A 19,147-nucleotide genomic window follows, 5' to 3' on the forward strand; every position below is an offset into this window, starting at 1 on the left:
GTGCCCAACGACTACTTCCGGTTCCAGCAGTTCCGCATCGAGCAAAGCCAGTGCGCCATGAAAGTGAGCACCGATGCCTGCCTGCTGGGCGCCGCGGCCGACCTCACCGGCGCCACCCGCCTGCTCGACATCGGCACTGGCACCGGCCTGCTGGCCCTCATGGCCGCCCAGCGCCACCCCACCGTCGAAATAGAAGCCGTGGAAATTGATGCGGCCGCGGCAGCCCAGGCGGCAGCCAACGCGGCGGCCAGCCCGTGGGCGGGGCGCATTCGGGTGCACGCCCTCAGCCTGGCCGAATTTGCGGCCACGCAGCCGGCGCCCTTTAGCCACATCATCTGCAACCCCCCGTTTTTCCGGGAGTCGCTGCGCTCGCCCGATGCGGCGCGCAGCACCGCGCGCCACACGGCCGCCGACACGCTTTCCTTCGACGCTTTGGCAGCTTTTGTGGCCGGGTTTCTACAGTCAGACGGCTTGTTCACGGTGCTGCTGCCGCCGCTGGAAATGCAGGCCTTGGCCGCTGAGATGGCGACCGTGGACCTGTTGCCCGCCACCCAACTGGTAGTCCGGCACCGGCCGGGAAGCCGCGTGCTCCGGCACATCACCGGCTTTCGGCGCGAAGTAGGCAGCACCTGGGAAACCGGGATTACCATTCGCGAAGCGGGAAATAACGAAGATTATTCAACCGAGTTTAAAGAGCTGCTGGCGGGCTTTTATCTGGCGCTGTAAAGACGCATCCTTGCGTCTCGCCGTTGAACGAGGCGCCTGCAAAGGCTGAACTGCGCGGACGACGAGACGCAAAATTTTGCGTCTCTACAGCAGCGCATCCAGCAGCCCCAGCTTCTCGCGGTGCAGGCTGTCGAGCAGGTCTTGCTCCAGGGTGCCGAATTCGGCCGCGGCGTAGTGACGCTGAATCCGGCCGGCCATGAGCACCGAGATTTCATCGGCCGTTTCGGTGAGGGCGCCCAGCAGGTGCGACGTCATCAGGATGCCGGTGCCGCGGTCGCGCAGCCGCTTCAGCACGGCCTTGAGCAGCAGGTTGGCTTCAAGGTCGAGGCCGTTAAAGGGCTCGTCGAGAATCAGGTAATCGAAATCCTGCACCAGCAGCGCGAGCAGGGCCAGCTTCTTGCGCATGCCGGCCGAATATTCGTCGGCGTACTGGTCGAGGGGCAGCTCCAGCAGCTGGTTCCAGCCCGTGAAATCCACCACCGGCCGGCCCCGCGCCTGCAGGCAGAACTCCAGGTACTCGCGCCCCGTCAGGCGCGGGTAGAAGTAAGGCTCGTAAGGCAGCAAGCCGGTGCTCTGGCGCACGGGCACGCCCGCCGTGTCGCGCACAGTGCCACGAAAACCCTTTTCCAGGCCGTACAAGCAAGTTATCAGCGTGGTTTTGCCGGCGCCATTGGCCCCCACCAGCCCGTGAATGGTGCCGGGTCGCAGGGTCAGGTCGACGCCGCGCAGCACCTCGTGGGCGCCGAAAGCTTTGTGGAGGTTCAGGACTTCGAGCACAGCTTGTTCAGTTAACTGGTTAAAAGTGAAGAAGCCAAAGGACCGGTTGAGCTTTTGGCTTTTACTGCTCAACCTTCTGCTCATCTTCCCCCAGCACCGCCCGCATTCGGCGCTGGCTTTGCCAGATGAGGCCGCCCACCGCCACCAGCAGCAGCACGGGGTATACCGGGTGGCCGGGCAGCAGCAGCGCCACGCCCACCACCAGCGCCTGAATGCTGCGAATGTGCGTAGCATTGGGGTAGAAGGCGTATTTGGTCAGAATAATCAGCCCCACCAGCCCCAGCCAAAACACCCCCACCGCCACCGCGCCGCCCGGCCCCGCCGGCCCGCTGCCCAGCAGCCACAAAAACGGCGCCGCCGAAAGCGCCGCATAGCCCAGGCCCAACGCCAGCTGCCGCCGCAGCAGCTGCCGGGGCGTGCGGGCCAGCAGCACCAGCATGGTCACCGGCTCGGGAGTGCCGTAGAAAGCCAGCAGCACCAACAGCCATAGCACCAGCGCCACCACCGGCCCCAGCGGCGAGCTGTGGCCCCACATCGCGCCGGCCAGCAGCACCGGCCACGCCCACAGCCCGCCCGTTCGCATGCCGCTCACCCACTCGAAGGCTTCGCTGCGAAACAGGCTGCGGGCCTTGTGGCGCGAGCTGCGGCGTTCCTGCTTCGGGGGTAACACGGCGGCCCCGGGTGCCAACCCCAGCACAAGCAGGGCGGCGCCCCAGTCCTGAAACAGCATCAGCACCAACGCCACGGGCAATGCCAGCAGCGCATATTCCACCGCCAGCCACCGCCGATAGTGCGGCGCACTGATGGCCAGAAAACGCAAATCGGCCCGCTGCCGGTGGGCCGAAGCCAGCAGCAACGCCACCAGGACCGGAACGGCCCATTGGCCCTGCGGGTGCGGCGCCGCCAGCACCAGCGCCCGGCTCGTCACTATCAGCACCACCGGCGCCAGTATGGCCATTCGCACCCAGCCTACCTCCACCAGCAGGCGCCAACCCAAGCGAAGTCGAAGACGCAAATAAGCCCGAAGAGGAAGCATAGGAACGCCTAACGTGGGCGCTGACCGTCAGATTGCACCAGCTTACTTTTCCGCTTCTAGGAAATGAATCCCGTACTCCGCCGCCAGTTCGTCCAAAATGGGTTCGTACAAGTCCGCCTCCACCGGAATTACTACGCCGCGCTGGGCCAGCTCACCGCGCACCAGCCGGCGCACGGCCATGCCCAGGGGCAGGCCCACGGTTTTGGCCATGGCGGTGTGGGTGGCGTCGTCGCCCACCACGGCCAGCGAGGAAGTGTGGCGGTGCGCGGTGCCGTTCAGCTCGTACTCGAAAAGGTGCTGCATCACGATGAGGTCGTGGTCGTGGGGCTGCAGCTGCCATTTCTCGCTGAGCAGGCGTTCCAGCAGTTGGGCCGGGGTGGCGTGGGCGTGGCCCACCGGCCGGTCCGAGAACAAGCCCAGCCAGTTCAGACGGCCCATTTCTTTGCTTTCCGGGGTCAGGCCGAGGTACTGAGCCACGCGGGTGGGCAGGTCGAGACCCGGCAGGTGCGGCGTGGGCAGGTAGGCGGCCACCAGCTCGGCCCAGGTCAGGCTTTCGGGGTTGTCGAGGTTCACCGCGTCATCGGTCAGGCCGAGGCGCACCAGGGCGTGCCAGGCGGCGCAGTAGCCCGGCCGCCGCAAGGTGCCCCGCAAGATGGTCGGAATGTCCTCAAGACCATACGGCGCCCGGTAGCTGAGCGAGTCGCGGTTGGCGTAGCCTTCAAACTCGCCGTAATCGGGCACCGTCACCGTTTCGGTGCGGGCAAACAGCTGCTGGTACGGAATAAAGCGCGGCCGGCCGTTTTCCAGAAACTTGGCCGTGCTCTGGCCGGCCAGCACCACGTTGCGGGGGTTCCAGGTAAACTTGTATTTCCACGGGTTGTCCCCTTCCGCCGTGGGCGCCAGCAGGCCGCCGCAGTAGCTTTTGAACGACGTAATGACGCCGCCCCGCGCCCGGATATCGGCAATAACCCGCATGGCCGACATGTGGTCGAGCCCCGGGTCGAGGCCGCATTCCATGAGCAGGGTTACGCCGGCGGTTACCGCCTCGTCGTGCAGCTCGCCGATGGCCGGGCTCACGTAGCTGGCCGTGGCCAGGTGCCGGCCGTGGCGCACGCAGGCCCGCGCCACCACCGGGTGCAGCAGGGCCGGCAGCATAGAAATCACCACGTCGGCCTGGGCCACCAGCCCGTCCAGCCCGGCTTCGTTGGCGGCATCAAACGGCACGGCCCGGGCGTATTCGGAATGCGCTGCCAGCACCGGCGCGAGGTGGGCCGGGTTGGCATCGGCCACGGTCAGAAACCAGGACTCGGTGGGCGCGTGGCGCAATAAATACTGGATGAGCGACGAGGCCGAGCGGCCCGCGCCAAGAAGCAGGAGGCGGGAATTCATGCCGCAAAAGTAGGGCCGGACGTCGGGGGTTGCCGCGGAGGGGAAAACGCTCGTGCCGCCGGACGTCATGCCGAGCGCAGCGAAGCAGCTTGCCCGCCACCAGTAAACCCAATCGATTGAATTAGTTGCTGCGGGCAAGCTGCTTCGCTGCGCGCTGCATGACAGACATTTCCCATTCCGCCCAGCGTGATTACCTTCGCCGCCCCTCCATCAAACCCGCATGGCCCGCATTTCCCGCCAGCAGCTCATTACCTACGAAGAGCTGGACTCCCCCACCGACCTGACGGCCGCCGAGCAAGCCACCTGGCAGGCCGCGCACGACGCCACCCGGCACGCCTACGCGCCCTATTCCGGCTTTCAGGTGGGGGCGGCGCTGCTGCTGGCCGATGGCACCCTCTTCCGGGGCACCAACCAGGAAAACGCGGCTTACCCCTCCGGCCTGTGCGCCGAGCGCACGGCTCTGTTTGGCCTCGCCGCCAACACACCCGAACACGCGCCCATCGTGGGCATGGCCGTGGCCGCCCGGCCGGCCGGGGGCGCGTTTGGCGCCGCTTTCCCCTGCGGCGCCTGCCGCCAAGTGATGCTGGAGTACGAGTCGCGGCAGGCGCGGCCCATTGCGCTGCTGCTGCCCAGCCGGGCCGGCACCATCCTGCGCTTCAACTCCGTCACCGACCTCATGCCCTTCAACTTTTCGGCCGACGACCTGCCGATGCTGTAGCCGCGCCGCAACTCACTCCGGCCCCCGCCCCTTCCGTTCCATGACCGAGCACCACCTCACCGTCGCGCGCACCGCCCGTTATTACCAGTTGGGAGAATTATCGGCAAGCACCAGGCGCGTGTGGTTTGTGTGCCACGGCTACGGGCAGCTGGCGGCGTATTTCTCGCGGCATTTTGGGTTCCTGAACGACGCCGACCCGCGCACGGTAGTCATTACCCCCGAAGGCCTTTCCCGCTTCTACCTCAGCGGCAACGGCGGCCGCGTGGGCGCCAGTTGGATGACGCGAGACGACCGCCAGCACGAAATCCACGACCACGTCAACTTCCTCAACCAGCTGGCTGAAAAAGTGCTGGTCGAATGCCTGCCCGACGTGGAGGTCACGGTGCTGGGCTTTTCACAAGGCACGGCCACCGTGGGCCGGTGGCTGACGCAGGCGTGGTTTCGGCCCGCGCACCTCATCCTTTGGGCCGGCGGCTTTCCCGAAGATTTGGCCCCCGAAATCGCCCGCGAGCTGTTGGAAGGGCTGCGCCTTTCCGTGGTCGTTGGCACCGAGGACGAGTACATCGACGCCGGGAAACTGGAGGCGCAACTGCAGCAGCTTCGGCAGCTGGGCGCCATGCCCACCGTGACCACTTTCGCCGGCAAGCACGAATTAAACCGCGCCGTGCTCGCTCAACTGGCGGCACAATAACTCCGCTTTTATTTGCGCGCAATGGTGGTAGCTGCGCCCTGCGCCCCGGCCAGCACCAGCACTTCGGCAATGGTGACGTGCGGCGGCCGCGTCACCATGAACGCGATGATGTCGGCAATGTCTTCGGGCCGCAAGGGCTCAAACCCTTCGTACACTTTGGCGGCCCGCGCCTCGTCGCCCTTGAAGCGCACCCGCGAAAATTCGGTTTCCACCGCGCCTGGGTTCACCTCGGCCACGCGCACGCCGGTGGGCAGCAGGTCGAGCCGCATGGTTTTGGTGAGCATGCCCACGGCCGCTTTGCTGGCGCAATACACGTTGCCGTTGGCATAAGCCTCCTGCCCGGCAACGGAGCCGATGTTGAGGATGAAGCCGGTTTGGCGGGCCGTCATGCCCGGCAACAGGGCGTAGGTCACGTTCAGCAGGCCGCGCACGTTGGCGTCCAGCATCTGGTCCCAGTCGTGGGGGTCGCCGCTTTGGATGGGGGCCAGCCCGTGGGCGCCACCGGCGTTGTTCACCAGCACGTCGGGCGCCTGCAGCTCGACCGGCAACGACGCCACGGCCGCGCTCACGGCCGCCCGGTCGCGCACGTCAAACGTCAGCACGTGCACTGGCACCGGCGCCAGTTGCGCGGCCAATTCGTCAAGGCGTTCGCGTCGCCGCCCGGTCACCACCAATTGAAACCCCGCCCCGGCCAGCGCCACCGCCGTAGCCCGGCCAATGCCCGACGAGGCGCCGGTGATAAAAGCAGTTTTCATAAGCGAGATGGGGAGTGGTGCGTTTGATGTTTTACCAGCACTACCAGCGCCGGCGGACAATCAAACTCACCATTTCACCTTTAGTTCTGAATATTGATGTACAGCGTCACCGAGTTGGTGGTCAGGCTTTGCAGGCTTTTGCTGATGGTGCCGCCGTGCGGTTCCAGCACATTGCGCAGGCCGTGCGAAAAGCGCAGCTCCGGCGCCAGCTTAAACAAGGGGTAAAACAAGTCCAGCCCCACGCCATATTCCAGCGTCAGGTCGCTGTTGATGGCCCGCAACTGGTTGCGCAGGGGGTCGCTGCGCCGGTTGCTGGCCGTGAGGCTGGGGCTGAGGCCCGCAATCATGTACATGCGGGTGTTGCGCCGACGGTCCGACTGATACTTAAGCAACACCGGAAACTGCACCACCGTCGAGGTCACTTCCTGCGTCAGAATGGAATCGGGGTAAGCAAATCCGCGCGGCTCGTACTCCACTTTGCGCGTGAGAAAGCTCACGCCCGGCGCAAACCGGAAGATGAACGGCGAGTTGGGCCCGCCGATGCGCGCATCGCCGATGAAGCCCACGCCCAGCGTCGGGCTGATGATGGAATTGGCCGTTACGTTGCGGTTGGCAACGTACCAGGCCGATTGCTCGATGTCGAACCGCGACGCCGTGAGGGCGATGTACATGCCCGGGTGAAACCACCGCTCGTCGTACGAAGGCAGGTTCTGGGTGGTGATGGATTTCAGCGTGCCGTTTTTGCCGCGGTTGGCCTTCGAGCGGGCTTTGCGCTGCGCCAGCGCCACGGAAGGCAGCAGCAACACCAGCAGGCCCACCAGGGCGAGGCGCTTTACTTGTGCGCCGTATAGATGGAGCTGATGCCGAAAGTGAGGGGTTGCCATGCAGGTTCTTTAAAGCCGACTTTGGTGAGAATGGCCAGGAAATCGGGGCCGTCGGGGAATGCCTGCACCGAAGCGGGCAGGTAGGTGTACGCCGATTGGTCTTTGGAAATAAGCTTGCCAAAAACCGGCAGCACCCGGCGAAAATAAAAATTATAAGCTTGCTTGAGCGGAAAGGCCGTGGGCTTGCTGAATTCCAGAATCACGAGCTTGCCGCCGGGCCGCAGCACGCGGCGCATCTCGGCCAGCCCGGCCTCCAGGTGCGCAAAATTGCGCACGCCAAACGAGGCCGTCACCGCGTCGAACTCGCCATCGGCAAACGGCAGGTTTTCCGAGTCGCCCAGCTCCAGCTGAATGCGGTGGCCCAAGCCTTTGGCGGCCAGCTTGCGGCGCCCCACTTCCAGCATGCCCTCCGAGATGTCCACGCCCGTCACCTGCGCGTCGGGCGCGGCCGTGCGCAGGGTTTCGATGGCAAAATCGGCCGTACCGGTGGCAATGTCGAGAACGCGCGCCGGGCGTAGCGCCTTCAATTCATCCACCGCCTTGCGCCGCCAATAAATGTCGGTGCCCACGCTGAGGAAGTGGTTGAGGAAATCGTACTTGCCCGCGATGGAGTTAAACATCTGGGCAACCTGCGATTTCTTATCGTCGGAATTGTCTTTGTAAGGTAATACGGCCATGAGCGGGCGCAAAGAACGGTAAGGTTGCGGGAAAATTGTTTTCACCCAACGCCCCACGCGGCGGGTTTGTTAGCAGAACGAGCGATGAATTTGGCAGTAGCCGAAAACCCACGCCATAAAAAAGCGGGCCGGACAAACTGCCCGGCCCGCTTCCCGAATGTTTAAGCGTCAACGACTACTCGTTTTTGGCTTTGATTTTCGTCTTTTCGCCGCTGGCGTCTTTGGCTTTGCCTTCCAGCTCACCGTTTTTGGTGGTGGTTTTGGTTTCGCCGCTGGGACCTTTGGTTTTCACCTTCACTTTGTCCGAATCCTCGTCCACTTTGGTTTTCACCTTGGTGCCGTCGGCCATTTTCACCTTGCTCTTGCCAGGGGTCAGCGGAGCCGCCGTGGTGGTGGAAGTGCCGGTGGTCGTGGTCGAGCCCATGCCGGTGCCAGTAGCACCACCGCCCATGGTGCCGGTGGTGGGTATGCCGCCTACCACTTTGAACTCGTCGCGGCGGTTAAGCTGCATGTTCTCGGGCGAATCGTTCGGCGCGGCCGGACGACGCTCGCCGTAGCTTACGGTGCTCATGCGGGTTTCGGTGATGCCCTGCTTCTTCAGGTAGTTGAAGGCGGCCGTGGCGCGGTTCTGGCCGAGCACCATGTTGTACTCGTCGGTGTTGCGCGAGTCGCAGTGGCCTTCAATCGAGATGCTGATGCCGGGCTGAGCCGTCAGAATCTGGCTGATTTGGTTCAGGGTCGTAATCGACTCCGGACGCAGCTTATACTTATCCGTATCGAAGTAGATGTTCTTGCCAGCAAAGAGGCCAGTGCTAGCCGTGTCGATGTAATTCACGTAGAAATTCTTGACGATGGTCGTCGAGTCGTTGGTCGACACCGGCACCGGGAATTCCTGCGTTTCAATGTTTTTGCCATCCTTGCTCACGGCCACCTGGTAGGTGCGACCCGAAAGCACGGCCACCTGGTACGAGCCATCGGGCTTGGTGATGTCGCGGAAGCTCAGGGCCGTTTTGTCGGCCTGCGTGCCGCTGAACACCAGCTCCACGCCCGGAATCACCGTGGTGCTGTCCTTCGCCGAGAACACTTTGCCTTTGATGTTGGCGTTCTTGATGTAGTTGATGGTGTAGATGTCCTTCTCGCCGTAGCCGCCGATGCGGTACGAGCTCAGGTAAGCGTACGAGCCGTCGGGGCTCAGGCGGTAGTAGGAGTCGTCGTCCGGGGTGTTCACGGGGTAACCCATGTTCTGAGCGGCGCCCCACTTGCGGCCCACGCTGTCCCACTCCGACTTGAAGATGTCGTAACCGCCCATCGTGTTGTGGCCGCGCGAGGAGAAGTACAGCGTCTTGCCATCCTTGCTCAGGTAGGGGCTGTCGTCGTCAAACTTGGTGTTAATGTTGGCACCGAGCGATTTGGCCGGGCCGAAGTCACCGCCGTCCGCGCGGGTGCTGTAGTACAGGTCCAGCGTGCCGTCTTCGGAGTAGCGGCCCGTGGAGAAGTAGATGGTTTTGCCGTCCGGCGTGATGTAGGCGTCGCCTTCGTACGACTTCGAGTTGATGTTGCTGTCCAGCGGCTTGGGAGCGCCCCAGTCACCACCCGACTTATCCGACACGAAAATGTCGCCGTTGTTGTCGTTGCGGTACATCAGCAGCTTGGTGTCGTTGTCGAAGAGCTGGGTCGAGGCGTCATGGCCTTTGCCGTTGAGCACGCCGCTCAGCGAGCGGGGCTTTTCCCAGTTCTCGTCGTCGATGCGGCGCGCTTCGAAGATGTCTTCGTAGTACTCGCCGTCGGCCGCAATGGCTTTGTTTTTCTTGTCGCTGGGCTTGCCCGAAGCCCCCGTCACGTTCTCACCGCGCGAGGTATAAATGAGCAGCTTGTCATCCGACGAAATAACCGGGCTGTGCTCCGAGTACTGCGTGTTGATGGTGGGGCCCAGGTTCTTCACGAAGATGTCCTTGGGCGAGTTGAACTGCACCTTGGCGTTCTGGCTGTGCTTAATCAGCTGCGCGATTTCTTCCTTGCGCTGGTCGTTTTTCTTCAGCGTGGCGTTATAAGCCTGGAAGTGGGCCTGGGCCTCGTCGAAATTGTAGTTGAGGTGGTCGACGCGGCCGAGCCAGTACTCCACGTCCTTCGAAACCTTGGGTTTCAGCTTCTGCGCTTTGTAGATGTAGTCGCTGGCTTTCTCCTTGTCGAAGGACATGTAGGAAATACCGGCGTTGAACAGCGCCTTGGCGTTGTTGGGGTCTTTCGCCAGCACTTTTTCGTAGTACGGAAGGGCGGCGCGGTAATTTTCCTGCTCGAAGAACTTGTTGCCGGTTTTGAGGTCTTTACGCGTGCTTTGTGCCTGCGCCGGAGCGGCCACGGTGGCGGTAAGGGCAACGGCGCACGACGCTTGCAGTAACCTTCTGGATAAGTTGTCCATTGGAGGAGATGTTTGAAAAAAGAAATTTCTGAAGGGGTTGGACGAGGGAATGAGCCCGGGCAAGGGCCGCGGCAGCAAACTATATTTTGGGCTTATACTGAAAAACCACGGCAGGGTTAGGCTTTAATCCCCATTTGCGAAGAAGGTAACCGTAGCGAACCGCCGGCTGGCCGCCCAAATTCCCGGAAGGTGCCGGGCTGCTGGCGGGCAAAGATAGGTTTTTTGCGTGCTAAAAGCGGTTTTCGGCGAAATTACGGCCATTCAATGACGGTCGGGTGCGGCGGCAGCGGCCCGCTGGAATGGCGGGCATGCCGCGCAAATATAGAAGCACCAATGAAATAGCCACTAATTCAACTTCTTTTATTTGTTCGGGGCCCGCGGGCTTTCGGACGTAATTTTGCCGTTCGCCGCAATTCTTTTATTTCCTTGTTTTAATGATTATTCACGACGCCCGTTTTCTAACCAGTAATTCGCGGGCGGAGCTGTGCCCCGCCCCCACGCTGCCCGAATACGCCTTCATCGGACGCTCCAACGTGGGCAAATCGTCCCTTATTAATATGCTGACCGAGCGCAAGGCGCTCGCCAAAACGTCTTCTTCGCCGGGCAAGACGCAATTAATAAATCACTTCGTCATCAACGACGCGTGGTACCTGGTGGACTTGCCGGGCTACGGCTACGCCAAGGTAAGTAAAACGTCGCGGGCTGAATGGGCGCGCATGATTAACTTTTACCTGCGCCACCGGACCAACCTCATGTGCGTGTGTGTGCTCATCGACTCGCGCCACCCGCCGCAGGCCGCCGACCTGGAATTCATGGAGAAGCTGGGCGAGGAAGGCATTCCCTTCGTGATGATATTCACGAAGGCCGACAAGCAGTCGACGGCCCAGACCAAGGCGCTGCTGGCCGACTACCTCAAGAAGATGAGCGAAATCTGGGACGAGCTGCCGCGCTACTTCCTCACCTCGGCCGAAACCGGCCTGGGGCGCGAGGAGGTCCTGGCCTTCATCGCGGAGGTGAACCAGCAATGGGTGGCCGATGCGGCGCCCAATTCGTAGATTGGCCCCTAAATTGCCAACCGTGGCCCGGCCCGTAGCGGGCCGTTTTTTCCCTTGTTTCCCCGCCCCCATTTTTTCATCATGACGAAAACCCATTCCGTTTCGCTGCTGGCCCTGGGCCTGCTGCTGGCCGCCGCCGCCCCGGCGCTGGCCCAAACCACCCCCAACACCACGCCCGCCGCTCCGGCGCAGGGCGAAAAAGGCACCGGCATCGGCGGGGTGGGCAAGCACATCGCGGTGGCCGAGTACTACGAAGGCGGCCAGGACGCCATGTACGCCTTCATTGCTCAGGAACTGAAGTACCCGGTGATGGCCAAGCGCAACCGCATCCAGGGCCAGTGCATCATCAGCTTCCAACTCAACGCCGACGGCACCATGCAGGACATGCGCATTGTGAAGCAGCTGGGCGGCGGCACCGGCGAGGAAGCCCTGCGCGTGGTGCGCCTGCTGAAATTTAAGAAGCCGGAACTGCCCATCCGGGCCAGCCTGCCCATCGTGTTCAAGCTCGGTCAGACGGCCTCGAACGCGACGGATGCGCAATAATCCGTAGTTTTGCCTTGTCGAATGAAGCATGAGGAATGGGGAATGAAGAATGGCTTTCCGGCCGGCATTCGTTTTTCGTTCCTCATTCTTCATTCCTCGTTTTTCATTCTTCATTCCCAAAAAATGCCCTACGAATTGCAAGAGTTGGCCGCCATCAGCGGCATGCCCGGCCTGTACCGCCTGGTGCGCGCCGCGCGCCACGGCGTCCTGGTTGAAAGCCTCGACGAAAAAGCCACCCGGACCCTGGCCCCAGCTCGCAACAAGGTGTCGCTGCTGTCGGAAATCTCCATTTATACCCAGGACCCCGACGAAACCGTGCCCCTGACGGAGGTATTTGAGCGCATTTACCAGAAGCACGGCGCGGCGTCGCCTGTCACGGCCAAGTCGAGCGAAGGCGAGCTGACCGACTTTCTGGCCGGCGTGATTCCCGACTACGACCGCGACCGGGTGTATTTGTCCGACATCAAGAAGCTGGCCACCTGGTACGGCATCGTGAGCAAGCACCGCCCCTACCAAGAAGCCGCCGCGCCAGCACCGGAAGCTACGGCCGCCGAAGCTGCTGCCCCGGAAGCGCCCGCCGCCGAAGAAACCGCCGCCCCGAAAGCCAAGCGCAAATCGGCCAAAGCCGCCGAAGAGCCCGCCGCTGATGAGCCGCTGAGCACCGGTGGCGTCATCGGCGCGGCCGACGAAGCGCCGACGGCCGCCGGTAACCCCGAAGCCGCCGCGCCGGCCAAGAAAAGCCGCAAAAAAGCCGAGTAAGCGCCGGCTACCGATACCAAAAAGGCCGCTCCTGATTGCAGGAGCGGCCTTTTTTTGTAGGCTTCACGTCGATTATTTGGCTACGGCTTTGGGGGCTGCCTTTTCTTTAACGGGCGCTTCGTTGGACTGCTTTTGGCTGGCTGGTTCAGTTTCTTTGGCCAGGAAGGCTTCGGCCTGCTCCACCAGCTCTTTGCTGCCGATGAAGACGGGGCAACGCTCGTGCGGCGACTTGGGCTCGATTTCCATGGTGCGCTGGTGGCCGTTGGAGCTTTTGCCGCCGGCCTGCTCCACGATGAAGGCGAGCGGGTTGCACTCGTACATGAGGCGCAGCTTGCCCTGGGGGCTTTTGGCGGTGGCGGGGTAGATGTAGATGCCGCCCTTGAGCAGGTTGCGGTGGAAGTCGGCCACGAGCGAACCGATGTAGCGGGCCGAGAAGCTGCAGTCTTTGCAGTGCTTCACGAAGGCGGCCACGCCGGGCGAGAACGACTCGGAGCTGCCCTCGTTGATGGAATAGATGTTGCCGGTTTTGGGGGTGGAGATGTCGGGGTGCGAGAGGAAGAATTCGCCCAGCGAATGCTCGTAGGTGAAGCCATTAACACCATTTCCGGTCGTGTACACCAGCATGGTGCTGGAGCCGTAGATGACGTAGCCGGCGGCCACCTGGTGGGTGCCGGGCTGCTGGCAGTCGGCGGCGGTGCCTTCGCGGCCGGTGGGCGACACGCGGCGGTAGATGCTGAAAATGGTGCCGATGCTGACGTTGACGTCGATGTTGCTGCTGCCGTCGAGCGGGTCGATGGCCACCACGTACTTGCCTTGGTTGTTGCCGGTCTGAATCATCTCATCATCCTCTTCGGAGATGATGGTGCAGACTTCGCCGCCGTTGCGCAGGGCCCGGATGAAGCGGATGTTGGCGATGACGTCGAGCTTCTGCTGGTCTTCGCCCTGCACGTTCTGGCTGCCGTAGGCGCCGGCGATGTCGATGAGGCCGGAGCGGTTGATTTCGCGGTTGACGATTTTGGCGGCCAGCGCGATGTCGCGCAGCAGCTGCGAAAGCTCCCCGGTGGCATAGGGAAAGTCCTCCTGCTTGCGCATGATGAAGCGGTCGAGGGTGGTGCCGACGGGCAGGGCGAGTTTATGGTGGTCCATATAATAAGGTTGGTGGGGACAGCGGGTGACAAATTTACCTGCAAATCGGTCAGGAAACCAGCGCGGCGGGCCGGCAACTTGTGCCCGGTGGGTGGCGGCCGGCTGGCGGAGCGTGTCGGAACCGTGGCGGAGCGTCTCGGAGGCTTGGCGGAGCGTCTCGAAACGTTGGCGCATTGCCTCGGAGCGATGGCGCACTATCTCAAAACCGTGGCGCAACGTCCAAAACGGTGGCCCACCACCTCGGAACCGTGGCCCGCCACCTCAGAGCGATGGCGCACTATCTCGGAGCGATGGCGCACTATCTCGGAGCGATGGTGCACTATCTCGGAGCGATGGTGCACTATCTCGGAACCGCGGCCCAACGGCTGAGAAAAGCGCATTTGCAGCCGGGGGCCCTACTTTTGGGGCCTATGGAAGAATTGCAAGGGCTTCAGGTGTACAAATTCGGGGGCGCGTCGGTGAAGGACGCGGCGGCCATTCTCAACCTCTGCCGCATCGTGCGGGACTTTGGGCCGCAGGGGCCGCTGGTGGTGGTGGTGTCGGCGATGGGCAAAACGACCAATGCGCTGGAGGAGATTTATGATTTGGCGTACCGGGGGGAAGATTATTCGGCGCAATTGGGGGCAGTGGAAGCTTACCATCATCGGGCTGCAACCGAACTGCACTCCTATTTTGCGCAGCCTGATGATACGATGGTGACCCAACTCCCCAATTATTTTCAGGAGTTGCACCAGACGTTGCAATCCATTAATTCGGTAGGTAGCTACGATGAAGGCTACGACCAAGTCGTGAGCTTTGGAGAGTCCTTATCGGCCTATTTGGTAACGTGGGCATTGGGCAATGCCCTACCCAAGCAGGTGCTTTACAACGGCGCCCTGGTGGCTACGGATACTACTTGGCGAGAAGGTCGCGTTGACTGGGTCAAGACCGAAGAGCGGACCCAAGAAGCTCTGCACGGTTTACTCAATGACTGGAGAGGGCGCGTTATGGTCACTGAGGGATTTGTGGGTCAAGTCCAAGTTGATGGTTTTACTAGCACCACCACCCTAGGCCGCGAGGGCTCCGACTATACGGCCGCCATCCTGGCCTACTGCCTGCGGGCCGAGCGCGTGACCATCTGGAAAGACGTGGCGGGCCTGCTCAACGCCGACCCCAAAATCTTCCCGGACACGGTGCGCTACCCCGAAATCAGCTACCGCGAAACCATTGAAATGGCGTACTACGGCGCGTCGGTGATTCACCCGAAGACGCTGAAGCCGCTGGCCGACCGGGGCATCCCGCTGTACGTGAAGTCGTTTTTGGACCCCGCGGCGGCGGGCACCGTCATTCACGAGTGCCAGCACCCGGCGCTGGCCCCGGCCTTTATTCGCAAAACCGACCAGTGCCTGCTGTCCTTCGCCAGCAAGGATTTTTCGTTTATCTCGGAAGAAAACCTGGCGGTGATTTTCAGTGCGCTGGCGCAGGCCAAGCTCAAGATTAACGTGATGCAGAACTCGGCCATCAGCTTCTCGGTGTGCGTCGATTTTTCGGAGCGGCGGGTGCACCAGCTGCTCGATTTGTTGCGCGAGCAGTTCACGTTGCACTACAACACCGGGTTGATGCTTTTCACCATCAAAAACTACGACGCGGCCAGCATTCAGCAGCTGACTACGGGGCGGGCGCTGCTGCTGGAGCAGCGCACCCGCAGCACGTTTCAATTCGTGTGCAAGGCGTAGCGCGGACTTTGTAGTCCGCGTCCCCGCGCCGTTTTTTCCTTCTCTCACCAACGCGGACTACAAAGTCCGCGCTACATTTCCCTCATGGAATTCCTACTCATCACCCCGCAGGCGCGGCCCGGCGTGGCCCTCGTGCAGCTCAACCGGCCCAAGGAATTGAATGCCCTGAATGGCCAGTTAATCCGCGAAATCCGCGATGCCTTGCAAGCCCTCGATGCCGATGAGGCGGTGCGCGTGGTCATTATTACGGGCAATGAGCGGGCCTTCGCGGCGGGGGCCGACATCAAGGAAATGGCCGGCAAGACGGCCGTGGATATGTTTCTGGACGACCGGTTTGCCACGCTGGAGCAGATTCGGCGGTTTCGCAAGCCGCTGATTGGGGCCGTGTCGGGGTTTGCGCTGGGCGGCGGCTGCGAGCTGGCCATGACCTGCGACCTGCTCGTGGCCTCGGAAACGGCACAGTTTGGGCAGCCCGAAATCCGCCTGGGCACCATGCCGGGTGCGGGCGGCACCCAGCGCCTGGCCCGCGCCGTGGGCAAGGCCAAAGCCATGGAAATGGTGCTCACCGGCGAGTTCATCTCCGCCCAGGAAGCCCACCGCCTGGGCTTGGTAAACCGGGTGGTGCCCGTGGGCCAATACCTGGAAGAAGCCTTCCGCCTGGCGGCTAGCATCGCGGCCATGAGCCCCGTGGCGGCCCGCCTGGCCAAGGAATCCATCAACCGCGTGTTTGAAACGCATTTGGAGGAAGGCTTGCATTTCGAGCGCAAGAATTTTTACCTCACCTTCGCTTCTGAGGACCAGAAAGAGGGCATGGCGGCTTTTGTGGAGAAGCGCAAGCCGGAGTTTAAGGGGCGGTAGAAAAGCTAAAACAATTCAGCAGAACGTCATGTCTCGGCAAGCTCGACATGACGTTCTGCTGAATTGTGCGTATACGCCGAACCATTCCCCTAAAAACACAGACATGGCAGTACTCGTCGGCAAGCGCGCCCCATCCTTTAAAGCCACCGCCGTCATCGACGGCACCTTCGAAGAAGACTTTTCGCTGGACCGCTACCTGGGCAAAAAGCACGTGCTTTTCTACTTCTATCCCGCCGATTTCAGCCGGGTGTGCCCCACCGAAATCCTGGCGTTCCAGGACCGGCTGGAGGAGTTTGAGAAGCGCGGCGTGGCCGTGGTGGGCTGCTCCACCGATACCCAATACGCCCACCTGGCCTGGGAGCTGATGCCGCGCGACAAGGGCGGCATTGCGGGCGTGAAGTACCCGCTAGTGGCTGATGCCACCAAAACCATTTCGGCGAATTACGACGTGCTGGGCGGCCACTACGACTACAACGAAGCGGGCGAAATGACCTTTGCGGGCTCGCCCCTGGCCTACCGCGGGCTGTTTCTCATCGACCGCGACGGCATTGTGCGCCACCAGCTCGTGAACGACCGGCCGCTGGGCCGCAGCCTCACCGAAGCCCTGCGCATGATTGACGCCCTGCAACATTTCGAGAAAAACGGCGAAGCCTGCCCGGCCGACTGGCAGGAAACCAAAGAGGCCTAAACCCGGCCGCGGCCGAAGCATGAGCACATTCGCGTAATTTTGGGGCTTGCTATTCCTGTATAACATCGGCCTGGGCCTCTATGGCCTGTTGCTGCGCCTGCTGGCGCCGTTTGTGCCCAAGGCGGCGGCGTGGGTGAACGGCCGGCGCGGCCTGCTGGCGCACATTCGCCAGACGCTGGGCGCGGATGCCGCGCCGCGGGTGTGGTTCCACTGCGCTTCGCTGGGCGAGTTTGAGCAGGGCCGGCCGCTGCTGGAAGCGTATAGAAAAGCCCACCCCGATACCAAGCTGGTGCTCACGTTTTTCTCCCCCTCGGGCTACGAAATCCGCAAAAACTGGCCGGGCGCCGACTACATTTTTTACCTGCCGCTGGACACGCGCGGCAACGCCCGGGCTTTTCTCGATGCGGTGCAGCCCCGGCTGGTGGTGTTTGTGAAGTACGAGTTCTGGTACCACTTCCTGACCGAGGCGCACCGGCGCGGCATTCCGGCGGTGGTGGTATCGGCCATTTTCCGGCCCGAGCAGGTTTTCTTCAAGCCCTGGGGCAGTTTCTTTCGCCGAATTCTCACGCGTTTCGCGCACATTTTCACCCAAAATGATACCTCGGCGGCGCTGCTGCGGCAGCACGGCATTGGGCGGGTAAGCGTGGCCGGCGATACCCGCTTTGATACCGTGGTGGCCACGGCCGCCGCGGCGCCCCGGTCCCTGCCCGTGGTCGAAGCTTTTGTGGCCGACGGCGTGCCGGTGCTGGTGGCCGGCAGCCTGTGGCCGGCCGACTTGCCGACCCTGGCTCCGCTCCTGCACAACCACGCCGGGCGCCTGCGCACCATTGTGGCCACCCACGAAATAGACGAGCCCACGCTGCTGGCCGTGGAAAATGCCTTTCCGGACGAGGTAGTGCGCTATTCGCAGGCCCGGCCGGAATCCATCGCGCAGGCCCGCATTTTGCTCATCGACAACATCGGCCTGCTCAGCCAACTCTACCGCTTCGGGCACTACGCCTACATCGGCGGGGCTTTTGGCAAGGGCCTGCACAACACGCTGGAAGCCGCCGCCTTCGGGTTGCCCTTGTTTTTTGGTCCGAACTACCAGCGGTTTCAGGAAGCCGTGGACCTGGCGAAACTGGGCTTGGCCTTTCCGGTGGAAAATGCCGCCGAGCTGGCGGCCAAATTTGCGCCGCTTTGGAAAAGCGAGAAACACCGCCTCAGCCTGCAGGACCAGTTGCTCGACTACGTGCACGGCCAGGCCGGCGCCACCCGCACCATCATGGCCGCGCTGCCCGGCCTCACTCCTGCCCCATGACCCCAGAGCTTTCTGCCAGCGCCAGCCCGTTGCTGCACGGCATCGTCGTTAAGTCGACGGGTTCGTGGTACCTCGTGCGCGCCGCTTCGGGCCAGCTTTACCGCTGCCGGTTGCGGGGCAAATTCAAAATGAAAGGCCTGAAAGCCAGTAATCCGCTGGCCGTGGGCGACCAAGTCGATTTCACCGTAGAGGCGCAGGCCGAGGGCGCGGGCGTCATCTCCCACATCGCGCCGCGCCGCAACTACATCGTGCGCCGCTCGGTGCACAAAACCGGCCACGTGCACATTGTGGCGGCCAACCTGGACCAGGCGCTGCTGGTGGTCACACTGGTGTCGCCGGCCACCTCGTTTGGGTTTATCGACCGATTTTTGGTCACGGCCGAGGCCTACCACATTCCCGTCACGCTGCTGTTCAACAAAACCGATTTGTACGACGAGAAAGGCTTCGAATACCAGGCCGAAATCGCGGGCATGTACGCCGGCCTGGGCTACCCCAGCCGCACCTGCGCCGCCAGCATCGGCGAGGGCGTGGCCCAAATCGACCAACTACTGGAAGGCAAGGTGAGCCTGCTGGCCGGCCATTCCGGCGTGGGCAAAAGCACGCTCATCAACGCCCTGGTGCCCGACCTCGACCTGAAAACCGCCGAAATCAGCGATTTTTCCGACAAGGGCGTGCACACCACCACCTTCGCCGAAATGCTGGAAGTGCGCCCTGGCACCTTCATCATCGACACGCCCGGCATCAAAGAACTCGGCCTCGTGGACCTGCCGCCCGCCGAACTGGCCGGCTACTTCCCCGAGTTCCGCGCCCTGCTGGGCCAGTGCCGCTACCACAACTGCCAGCACACCCACGAGCCCGGCTGCGCCGTGCGCGAAGCCGTGGACCAGGGCCGCATCGCCCTCCCCCGCTACGACAGCTACCTGAGCATGCTGGCCGGCGAGGACAACCGACATTAATGGCCTCTCGTCATTGCGAGGGCGCAGCCCGTGGCAATCCGTTCTGTAAAAGCCA

Annotated in this window: 19 protein-coding genes; 11 read left to right on the forward strand and 8 right to left on the reverse strand. The window is 62.6% G+C overall.

What is annotated here, in order from left to right; genetic code table 11:
- Window positions 1–726: a tRNA1(Val) (adenine(37)-N6)-methyltransferase gene (locus I2H31_RS06425; protein ID WP_317192186.1), complete on the forward strand. Its 726-nt coding sequence runs from the start codon at window positions 1–3 to the stop codon at window positions 724–726.
- An 84-nt stretch (window positions 727–810) separates the two neighbouring features.
- On the opposite strand, the gene I2H31_RS06430 is transcribed toward I2H31_RS06425, so the two are convergent.
- From I2H31_RS06430 to I2H31_RS06440, 3 genes are all read right to left on the reverse strand, one after another.
- Window positions 811–1,503: an ATP-binding cassette domain-containing protein gene (locus I2H31_RS06430; RefSeq protein WP_196292171.1), complete on the reverse strand. Its 693-nt coding sequence runs from the start codon at window positions 1,501–1,503 to the stop codon at window positions 811–813.
- Between the two features lie 61 nt (window positions 1,504–1,564).
- Window positions 1,565–2,518: a hypothetical protein gene (locus tag I2H31_RS06435; RefSeq protein WP_196292172.1), complete on the reverse strand. Its 954-nt coding sequence runs from the start codon at window positions 2,516–2,518 to the stop codon at window positions 1,565–1,567.
- A 63-nt stretch (window positions 2,519–2,581) separates the two neighbouring features.
- Window positions 2,582–3,928 (reverse strand): saccharopine dehydrogenase family protein, encoded by a 1,347-nt coding sequence (locus tag I2H31_RS06440; protein WP_196292173.1) that lies wholly within the window; start codon window positions 3,926–3,928, stop codon window positions 2,582–2,584.
- 220 nt (window positions 3,929–4,148) lie between these two features.
- Here I2H31_RS06440 and I2H31_RS06445 point away from each other — a divergent pair, with 220 nt between their 5' ends.
- Together I2H31_RS06445 and I2H31_RS06450 are read left to right on the forward strand one after the other, a co-directional pair.
- Window positions 4,149–4,646, forward strand: coding sequence for a cytidine deaminase (locus tag I2H31_RS06445; protein WP_196292174.1), 498 nt, complete (start codon window positions 4,149–4,151; stop codon window positions 4,644–4,646).
- Window positions 4,647–4,686: 40 nt separating this feature from the next.
- Entirely contained in the window at window positions 4,687–5,337 is a 651-nt protein-coding gene (locus tag I2H31_RS06450) for an alpha/beta hydrolase (protein ID WP_196292175.1), read from the forward strand.
- Between the two features lie 8 nt (window positions 5,338–5,345).
- On the opposite strand, the gene I2H31_RS06455 is transcribed toward I2H31_RS06450, so the two are convergent.
- From I2H31_RS06455 to I2H31_RS06470, 4 genes are all read right to left on the reverse strand, one after another.
- Window positions 5,346–6,092: an SDR family NAD(P)-dependent oxidoreductase gene (locus I2H31_RS06455; RefSeq protein ID WP_196292176.1), complete on the reverse strand. Its 747-nt coding sequence runs from the start codon at window positions 6,090–6,092 to the stop codon at window positions 5,346–5,348.
- A gap of 80 nt (window positions 6,093–6,172) precedes the next feature.
- The gene (porT, locus tag I2H31_RS06460; RefSeq protein WP_196292177.1) at window positions 6,173–6,976 is read right to left on the reverse strand and encodes a type IX secretion/gliding motility protein PorT/SprT; all 804 of its coding nucleotides are present in this window, start codon (window positions 6,974–6,976) and stop codon (window positions 6,173–6,175) included.
- A complete protein-coding gene (gene ubiE / locus I2H31_RS06465) occupies window positions 6,925–7,653 on the reverse strand; it encodes a bifunctional demethylmenaquinone methyltransferase/2-methoxy-6-polyprenyl-1,4-benzoquinol methylase UbiE (RefSeq protein ID WP_196292178.1) in 729 nt (242 codons plus the stop codon). Before ubiE ends, porT begins: the two co-directional genes overlap by 52 nt.
- Window positions 7,654–7,828: 175 nt before the next feature.
- Window positions 7,829–10,072 (reverse strand): OmpA family protein, encoded by a 2,244-nt coding sequence (locus I2H31_RS06470; protein WP_196292179.1) that lies wholly within the window; start codon window positions 10,070–10,072, stop codon window positions 7,829–7,831.
- A 434-nt stretch (window positions 10,073–10,506) separates the two neighbouring features.
- On the opposite strand from I2H31_RS06470, the gene yihA reads away from it, so the two are divergent.
- The 3 genes from yihA to I2H31_RS06485 all read left to right on the forward strand — a co-directional run bounded on the left by yihA (window position 10,507) and on the right by I2H31_RS06485 (window position 12,429).
- The gene (gene yihA, locus I2H31_RS06475; protein ID WP_196292180.1) at window positions 10,507–11,127 is read left to right on the forward strand and encodes a ribosome biogenesis GTP-binding protein YihA/YsxC; all 621 of its coding nucleotides are present in this window, start codon (window positions 10,507–10,509) and stop codon (window positions 11,125–11,127) included.
- 81 nt (window positions 11,128–11,208) lie between these two features.
- The gene (locus I2H31_RS06480; protein ID WP_196292181.1) at window positions 11,209–11,670 is read left to right on the forward strand and encodes an energy transducer TonB; all 462 of its coding nucleotides are present in this window, start codon (window positions 11,209–11,211) and stop codon (window positions 11,668–11,670) included.
- A gap of 123 nt (window positions 11,671–11,793) precedes the next feature.
- The gene (locus I2H31_RS06485; RefSeq protein WP_196292182.1) at window positions 11,794–12,429 is read left to right on the forward strand and encodes a DUF5606 family protein; all 636 of its coding nucleotides are present in this window, start codon (window positions 11,794–11,796) and stop codon (window positions 12,427–12,429) included.
- Window positions 12,430–12,501: 72 nt separating this feature from the next.
- On the opposite strand, the gene fbp is transcribed toward I2H31_RS06485, so the two are convergent.
- On the reverse strand, window positions 12,502–13,575 hold the full coding sequence (gene fbp / locus I2H31_RS06490; RefSeq protein ID WP_196292183.1) for a class 1 fructose-bisphosphatase: 1,074 nt from the start codon (window positions 13,573–13,575) through the stop codon (window positions 12,502–12,504).
- A gap of 410 nt (window positions 13,576–13,985) precedes the next feature.
- On the opposite strand from fbp, the gene I2H31_RS06495 reads away from it, so the two are divergent.
- The 5 genes from I2H31_RS06495 to rsgA all read left to right on the forward strand — a co-directional run bounded on the left by I2H31_RS06495 (window position 13,986) and on the right by rsgA (window position 19,092).
- Window positions 13,986–15,290, forward strand: coding sequence for an aspartate kinase (locus I2H31_RS06495; RefSeq protein WP_196292184.1), 1,305 nt, complete (start codon window positions 13,986–13,988; stop codon window positions 15,288–15,290).
- An 84-nt stretch (window positions 15,291–15,374) separates the two neighbouring features.
- A complete protein-coding gene (locus I2H31_RS06500; protein WP_196292185.1) occupies window positions 15,375–16,148 on the forward strand; it encodes an enoyl-CoA hydratase-related protein in 774 nt (257 codons plus the stop codon).
- Window positions 16,149–16,251: 103 nt separating this feature from the next.
- A complete protein-coding gene (locus I2H31_RS06505) occupies window positions 16,252–16,836 on the forward strand; it encodes a peroxiredoxin (RefSeq protein ID WP_196292186.1) in 585 nt (194 codons plus the stop codon).
- A gap of 46 nt (window positions 16,837–16,882) precedes the next feature.
- Window positions 16,883–18,136, forward strand: coding sequence for a 3-deoxy-D-manno-octulosonic acid transferase (locus I2H31_RS06510; protein ID WP_196292187.1), 1,254 nt, complete (start codon window positions 16,883–16,885; stop codon window positions 18,134–18,136).
- Entirely contained in the window at window positions 18,133–19,092 is a 960-nt protein-coding gene (rsgA, locus tag I2H31_RS06515) for a ribosome small subunit-dependent GTPase A (RefSeq protein WP_196292188.1), read from the forward strand. Before I2H31_RS06510 ends, rsgA begins: the two co-directional genes overlap by 4 nt.
- The last annotated feature ends 55 nt before the right edge of the window (window positions 19,093–19,147 follow it).

This window comes from Hymenobacter ruricola, from assembly GCF_015694525.1.
GTDB lineage: Bacteria > Bacteroidota > Bacteroidia > Cytophagales > Hymenobacteraceae > Hymenobacter > Hymenobacter ruricola.